6 protein-coding genes are annotated in these 6,756 nt (G+C 67.6%); 5 read left to right on the top strand and 1 reads right to left on the bottom strand.

The genetic code is table 11. The features are described 5' to 3' along the window. Positions 1-218 precede the first annotated feature (218 nt). Positions 219-1,556, bottom strand: coding sequence for a nicotinate phosphoribosyltransferase (locus MUN85_RS10775; protein ID WP_250506693.1), 1,338 nt, complete (start codon positions 1,554-1,556; stop codon positions 219-221). 71 nt (positions 1,557-1,627) lie between these two features. Here MUN85_RS10775 and clpS point away from each other — a divergent pair, with 71 nt between their 5' ends. Genes clpS through MUN85_RS10750 form a run of 5 tightly spaced genes read left to right on the top strand, consistent with a single transcriptional unit; the run spans position 1,628 to position 6,751 of the window. Beyond that, positions 1,628-1,933: an ATP-dependent Clp protease adapter ClpS gene (clpS, locus tag MUN85_RS10770; RefSeq protein WP_250506692.1), complete on the top strand. Its 306-nt coding sequence runs from the start codon at positions 1,628-1,630 to the stop codon at positions 1,931-1,933. Beyond that, positions 1,930-2,517 carry a DUF2017 family protein gene (locus MUN85_RS10765; RefSeq protein ID WP_250506691.1) on the top strand — a complete coding sequence of 196 codons (588 nt, stop codon included), beginning with the start codon at positions 1,930-1,932 and terminating at the stop codon, positions 2,515-2,517. The genes clpS and MUN85_RS10765 overlap by 4 nt, the downstream gene beginning before the upstream one ends. A 10-nt stretch (positions 2,518-2,527) precedes the next feature. Then, positions 2,528-3,334 carry a glutamate racemase gene (gene murI, locus MUN85_RS10760; protein ID WP_250506690.1) on the top strand — a complete coding sequence of 269 codons (807 nt, stop codon included), beginning with the start codon at positions 2,528-2,530 and terminating at the stop codon, positions 3,332-3,334. Further along, entirely contained in the window at positions 3,331-4,113 is a 783-nt protein-coding gene (locus MUN85_RS10755; protein WP_250506689.1) for an MBL fold metallo-hydrolase, read from the top strand. Before murI ends, MUN85_RS10755 begins: the two co-directional genes overlap by 4 nt. A 13-nt stretch (positions 4,114-4,126) precedes the next feature. Then, positions 4,127-6,751: a phosphoenolpyruvate carboxylase gene (locus tag MUN85_RS10750; RefSeq protein ID WP_250506688.1), complete on the top strand. Its 2,625-nt coding sequence runs from the start codon at positions 4,127-4,129 to the stop codon at positions 6,749-6,751. The last annotated feature ends 5 nt before the right edge of the window (positions 6,752-6,756 follow it).

Genomic DNA, 6,756 nt, shown 5'->3' with positions numbered 1-6,756 from the left:
CGGCGATCAAGTGCCTGTATCTGGTGACGCGTTCGCTTGACCCCAGCGGCGGAGGCCGGGCACGCTGGGTGATGAGGTGGAAGCCTGCGCTGAACGCGTTCGCGATCACCTTCGCCGGACGGTTCGACAGGACCACCCACTAATGAAAACCGCCGGACCCTACACACCGTTCATCGGACAGACCCGTAGGGGGTTCGTCATGTGAATTGAGCGAAGGCCTAGAGAACTTCCATGACGGTTGGGATCGCAGGCTCACCCTCGGACAGGCGCCATGCCTGGTAGGGGAGTTCTGCGCGGGAGGATTCGTGGCGCTTCCGGGCAGCGTCCAGGGCTGCAGGGCCGCGATGCTCCTCGTTGATCTCGCCGCCGCTGACGAGGTCCACCTGAAGGGGACGTGCGCCGCGAGAGGCGAGGTAGTAGCGAGCTGCTTGCGGATCATCGCTGGCGACGACGAGCTCGACGGCGGCATGGCCTTCGGCAACAACGCGGCCGGCGTACTTGCGGCCCCCGATTGACTGCTTGGAGCTGGATTTCTTTGCCACCGGCGTCCACTGGCCGCTGTCATCCTGACGTGCCACGAGCTTGTACACGAGTTCCGCAGTGGGATGGCCAGAACCGGTCACGACCTTGGTGCCGACGCCATACGAATCGACGGGAGCGGCGCCGAGCGCCGCGATGGCGTACTCATCGAGGTCCGAGGTGACGGTGATCTTGGTGTCGTGTGCGCCGAGATCATCGAGCTGCTGGCGCACGGTGAAGGCCTGGGCGATGAGATCGCCCGAGTCGAGTCGGACGGCCCCGAGCTCGCCGCCGGCGCGGCGGGCAGCGGCCACGGCGCGCTCCACCCCCGTCGTCACGTCGTAGGTATCGACGAGCAGCGTCGTGCCTGGGCCAAGGGCAGCGATCTGGGCGTCGAAGGCTTCCTCTTCGGAGTCGTAGAGCAGCGTAAAGGAATGCGCCGCGGTGCCGATCGTCTCGATTCCGTAGGAGCGTCCGGCCTCCAAAATGGAGCTGCCCGCAAAGCCAGCAACGACGGCCGCGCGCGCTGCGGCAACGGCGGCCTCTTCATGGGTGCGACGCGCGCCCATCTCCAGGCATGGCCGGCCGTGTGCCGCGCTCGTCATGCGGGAGGCTGCGGCGGCGACGGCGCAGTCGTGGTTAAGAATCGCCAGCAGCACCGTCTCTAGCAGCACTGCTTCGGCAAAGGTACCGGTGACGGAGAGCAAAGGGGAGCCCGGCAGGTAGCACTCGCCCTCGGCGTAGCCCGAGATATCGCCCGAAAAGCGGTAATCGGCGAGGAAGTCCAGCGTCTCATCGCTCAGCGTCGTCGAATCCCGCAGATAGGCAATCTCGTCGGGGGTGAAACGGAAACTCTCGACGGCGTCCAGCACGCGGGCGATTCCGGCGACGACTCCGTAGCGCCGGGTGGCGGGCAGTCGCCGGCCAAAGAGCTCGAACGCACTGAGCCGATCAGCGTGCCCGGAGGCGATCGCCGCGTCGATCATGGTCAGCTCATACTTATCCGTTAACAGCGCCGTGGTGCGGGTCTCGGTCATGGGCTTAAGGCTACCCGCGTATCGTGCGATAACCGCGTTGCATCGCGCCTTCGGGTGTCACAATGTGGGTGATGTCCAGCGCACTCGTGTCCGTCGGCTCGGCACCGATCGCCGAGCGAATTGAGCGTGCCGAAACGCTCAGCGATCGCCCATGGCAAACAATCGTCTGGGACGATCCCGTTAACCTCACGAGCTACGTCACCTACGTCTTCCAGCGTCACTTTGGATATACCCGCGCGCACGCGGAATCGCTCATGTGGCAGGTCCACCGCGAGGGCAAGGCCGTCGTCGCCTCCGGTGCCCGGGAGATGATGGCGCGCCACTGCGAAGCGCTGCACATCTATGGGCTGTGGGCGACAATGACGAAGGCACCATGATCGAACGTTTCATGCGGGTAGCGCGCGGCTACGCCTCGAGTCCCGATGCCTCCGTGCGGCTCATGGTCGCGCGCGCGGTGGAGGATCTCGGCGATATCCTCAACCGGCCGCTGGAGGCCGTGCCCGATGCGGGCTCCGATGACGCCGTGCTGGCCGCGCTCGATTTCGACGTTGCCGATACGCAGGAAGACGCGGGGGACGATCCCGCGCTCGCGCGGCTGCTGCCGGCGATGAGCCTGGAGGACGCCGACCTCGCCGACGAGCTGCGCCTTGATACGCAGCGCCGGATCCGCAACGCCAAGGCCCGCCAGCTTCGGCTGCTGCACGACATTCTGCTATCCGACGATGACCGGGTGCTCGTGCCCCATGGCAGCGAGCACGAGGTGCTGTCCGCACTCACCGATGTGCGACTGCTCATAGCCGAGCGGCTGCAGATCCGTGACGCGGATGACATCGACCGGCTGCGCGATGCCCACGAGGCGGGAGATCGTGCGACGACGGTGCTCACGGAGGTCTACGCATTTCTCACGTGGTGGCAGGATTCACTCTTGCAAGCTATGGGCGCTGCGGAGCCTTCACCGTAGGCTCCCTTCTATGAGCGCTGCACCCATCGGCATGTTCGACTCAGGCGTCGGAGGCCTGACGGTGGCGCGCGCCGTCATCGATCAGCTGCCGCGTGAAAGCGTGCACTACATCGGCGATACTGCCCACTGCCCCTACGGCCCCCGGCCGATCGCGCAGGTGCGTTCCCTCGCGCTCGACATCATGGACGAGCTCGTAGACCAGGGCGTCAAGGCCCTCGTCATCGCCTGTAACTCGGCGTCATCGGCCGCCGCTCACGACGCCCGCGAGCGCTACACGCGTGGCAAGGGCATCCCCGTCATCGAGGTCATCCACCCTGCGGTGCGCCGCGCCGTGGCCGCGAGCCGCAATGGCCGCGTCGGGGTGATTGGCACGGAAGCGACGATCACCTCCGGGGCGTACCAGGATGCGTTCTCCGTCGCGCCTGGCCTGACGATCACCGCCGCGGCCTGCCCGCGCTTCGTCGAGTTCGTCGAGGCCGGCATCACGACGGGCGACGAACTGCTCGCGATCGCCGAGGACTACCTCGCGCCGATCCGCGACGCCGGGGTAGACACGCTCGTGCTCGGCTGCACCCACTACCCGCTGCTGACCGGCGTCATCTCCTACGTCATGGGGGAGGACGTCACGCTTGTGAGCTCGGCGGAGGAAACCGCGAAGGACGTCTACCGTCGCCTGACCGCGACGGGAATGCTCGCGCCAGCCGATAACATCCCGCGTCACCAGTTCCGCGCGACGGGGGATGCGCGCGCCTTCCAGCAACTCGCCTCGCGCTTCCTAGGCCCGGAGGTCACCGCGGTCGAGGAGGCCGTGACATGAAAATCACCGTCGTAGGATGCTCAGGCTCGATGTCCGGACCGTGCTCGGCTTCGAGTTGCTATCTCGTGCAGGCCGATGATGCGGCTGGCCGTCGCTGGTCCATCGCGCTCGATATGGGCTCCGGGGCGCTCGGCGCGCTGTGGCAGCACTGCTCACCGGCAGACCTCGATGGCATTATCTTGTCGCACATGCACGCCGATCACATGGTCGACATGATCGGGATGCACGTCTTTCGGCGGTGGCATCCCGACGGGCCGCTCGGGCCGATCCCGGTGCTCGCGCCCGCGGGGGCGGTGGATCGCGTCCGCGGCGTCGGCGGCGATGGGCCCGAGGAAGACTACTCGGCCGAGTTCGACTTCATCGAGCACGATCCGCAAACCGTGCGAACCATGGGGCCCTTCACCGTCGAATCGTTTCCCGTCTGGCATCCCGTCCCGACGTATGCGGTGCGCATCACCGGTCCTTCGTGCGAGCAGGACGGGGACGTGACGCTGTCGTATTCCGGCGATACCGACTACTGCGACGGCGTGATCGAGGCCGCGCGCGGGACGGACCTGTTCCTGTGCGAGGCGGCATTTCGCGAGGGGATGGACACCGTGCGCGGCATCCACCTCACGGGCCGTCGCGCGGGCCAGGTCGCCAAGGCGGCAAAGCCGGCAACCCTCGTGCTGACCCACATCCAGCCGTGGACGAAACCGCACGATGTCCTTGCCGAGTGCCTCGACGAGTGGCAGGGGTCCACCGCGATCGCCCAAGCCGGAGCGACGTTCACAATTTAGGTACCCTGGGCGCATGCCGAATTCACGTGTTGCCGCCCGCCGCAGCCTGCCCGACGATCTTCGCAGCGACGTCCGCCTTCTTGGCGATGCGCTCGGCCGGGCCCTGACGCGCTACGGCGGGCCCGAGCTGCTCGATGATGTGGAGCAGTTGCGCAGCGCCGTCCTTGCCGCCGTCGAAGAGCCCGATGCTTCACTAGCGAGCGCCGAACAGATCGTCGCGGACTTTAGCCCCGGCCGCGCTATCGAGGTGGCCCGCGCCTTCGGCGTCTATTTCCATCTCGTCAACCTGTGCGAAGAGGCCTACCGGGTGCGGATCCTCATCGCGCGCGACGATCCGGCGGCCGAAGCTGAGGCCCCCGCCGGCCATTCGCTCGCGACGGCCTATCGCGCCGCCGTCGCCGAAGTGGGGGAGAGCGAGGCCGCGGGCCTGCTTACGAGCCTGCGCTTCCATCCGGTGCTCACGGCCCACCCGACGGAGGCTCGTCGTCGGGCCATCACCGCGCCGATTCGCGCGCTCGTCGCCCTCGTCAACGACCGGCATGCGACCGCCTCGGTGCGGCGGCTGCGCGAGATCGACCGCGAGATCGAGCGGCACGTGGAAACGCTGTGGCTGACGGCGCAGCTGCGGCCCACCAAACCGGAGCCGCTCGATGAGGTCGCGACGGCGCTGTCCGCGGCGCGTGCGACGATGTATCCCGTCATTACCGAATCGCTGCACCGCTTTGCCGACTCGCTCGCGGCGTGGGACATGCCGGCGCCCGAACTCACGCCCTTCATGCGCCTGGGAAGCTGGATTGGCGGCGATCGCGACGGGAATCCGTTCGTGACCGCGACGATCACGCGCCAGGCCGCGGTGATGGCGCACGAGGCGGCGATCGCGCTGCTCGCCGCCGATGCCGAAACCGCCGGCAAGGCCCTCACGCACGATGACCGCTACACGCCGGCAAGCTCCGAACTCGCGGCGCTGCTGTCCGATGTGCGCGAGCGTGATCCGGAGGCCTTTGCTCTCATCGAGCGCGATGCGCCGGGCGAGCCGCACCGCCAGGCGATCCTCATGATTCGCCAGCGGCTGCTCGCGACGGCTGCGCGAAACGCGGACCTCGGCTATGACACGAGCGAGGAAGCGGCTCGCGACGTGCGCCTCGTGATGGAATCTCTCGCCGCCCAGGGGGCAACGGCCGCGGCGAGTGGTCCCGTGCGCGATCTTGCGCGTCACCTGGACGCGATCGGCTTCCACTTCACTGAGCTGGAAGTTCGTCAGCACTCCGCCGTCCACCGCCAGGTCCTTGCCCACCTGGCCGGCGAGGACGTCGCCTGCGCGGTTGAGCCGGAGGAGGTCCTGGACGTCTTTCGGGCCATCTCCTCGATCCAGCGCAAATACGGTCCGCGGGCGGCGGGGCGCTACATCGTCTCCTTCACGCAATCGGCCGACGACATCGCCAACGTCTACCGGCTCGCCGCGCACGCAGCCGCGGGCAGCCAGGTGGCGACGCTCGACGTCGTGCCGCTGTTTGAGACGTTCGCGGACCTCACGGCCGCGCCGGACATCCTTGCCGAGATGATTGAACTGCCGCAGGTGGCGGAGCGGCTGGCCGCTAACGGCCGTCGCCTCGAGGTCATGCTCGGCTACTCCGATTCGGCCAAGGACGTCGGCCCCGTTGCCGCCACGCTCGCGCTGTATGAAGCCCAAACGCGCATCGCCGAATGGGCGCGTGCAGCCGGCATCCAGCTCACGCTCTTTCATGGCCGGGGCGGCGCGCTCGGCCGCGGCGGTGGCCCCGCCCACCGCGCGATCATGGCCCAGCCGCCGCATTCCGTGGCGACGCGCTTCAAGGTCACCGAGCAGGGCGAAGTCATCCAGGCGCGCTATGGCGTCAAGGAGATCGCGACACGCCACGTCGATCAGGTGGCCGCCGCGAGCCTGCTGTCCTCGCTGCCCTCCCACGAACGCCTGCTGAACGAGGCCGCCGAACGCTATCGCGAGCTTGCCAGCACGCTCGATCGCGTCAGCCGGCAGGCCTTCGCCGCGCTCATTCACACCGAGGGCTTCCCGGCGTGGTTCGCCACCGTCACGCCGCAGGAGGAAGTGGGCTGGCTCGCGCTCGGCTCGCGCCCCGCCAAGCGTGGCCTGTCGGTGACATCGCTAGAGGACCTGCGCGCGATCCCGTGGGTGTTCGCCTGGACGCAGGCGCGGATCAACCTCACGGGCTGGTATGGCCTCGGCTCCGCGCTCGCGGCGATCGATGACCTCGAGCTGCTGCGCGAGGCCTATAAGCGCTGGCCGCTGTTCGCCACCCTCATCGACAATGCCGAAATGTCGCTCGCCAAGGCCGATCCGCGCATCGCGCACAAGTACCTGGCGCTCGGCGACGACGACGCTTTGGCAACGCGCGTCATGGACGAATACCGCTTAACGCGCGAACTCGTCATGGCGGTGCTTGAGCGCGATGAGCTCCTGGGCGGCCACCGTATCCTGTCCCAAGCGGTGCACATGCGTAACCCGTATGTCGACGCGCTCTCGCTTCTGCAGCTGCGCGCGCTTGGTGCGGTGCGCGAGGGGCGCGACGACGAGCTCGATCGTCGGCTGCTGAAAATCACGATCAAAGGTGTGGCGGCGGGGTTGCAAAACACGGGCTAACCTTG

The organism is Bowdeniella massiliensis (assembly GCF_023634005.1).
Taxonomy (GTDB): domain Bacteria; phylum Actinomycetota; class Actinomycetes; order Actinomycetales; family Actinomycetaceae; genus Bowdeniella; species Bowdeniella massiliensis.
Note: the sequence above shows the minus strand (reverse complement) of the source record. Positions and strands in the feature narration are given on the sequence as shown.

Coding starts and splice junctions, on each gene's coding strand:
- murI (WP_250506690.1), top strand. CDS start 2,528: ATGAGCGCTGCACCCATCGGCATGTTCGACTCAGGCGTCGGAGGCCTG.
- MUN85_RS10765 (WP_250506691.1), top strand. CDS start 1,930: ATGATCGAACGTTTCATGCGGGTAGCGCGCGGCTACGCCTCGAGTCCC.
- clpS (WP_250506692.1), top strand. CDS start 1,628: ATGTCCAGCGCACTCGTGTCCGTCGGCTCGGCACCGATCGCCGAGCGA.
- MUN85_RS10750 (WP_250506688.1), top strand. CDS start 4,127: ATGCCGAATTCACGTGTTGCCGCCCGCCGCAGCCTGCCCGACGATCTT.
- MUN85_RS10775 (WP_250506693.1), bottom strand. CDS start 1,556: ATGACCGAGACCCGCACCACGGCGCTGTTAACGGATAAGTATGAGCTG.
- MUN85_RS10755 (WP_250506689.1), top strand. CDS start 3,331: ATGAAAATCACCGTCGTAGGATGCTCAGGCTCGATGTCCGGACCGTGC.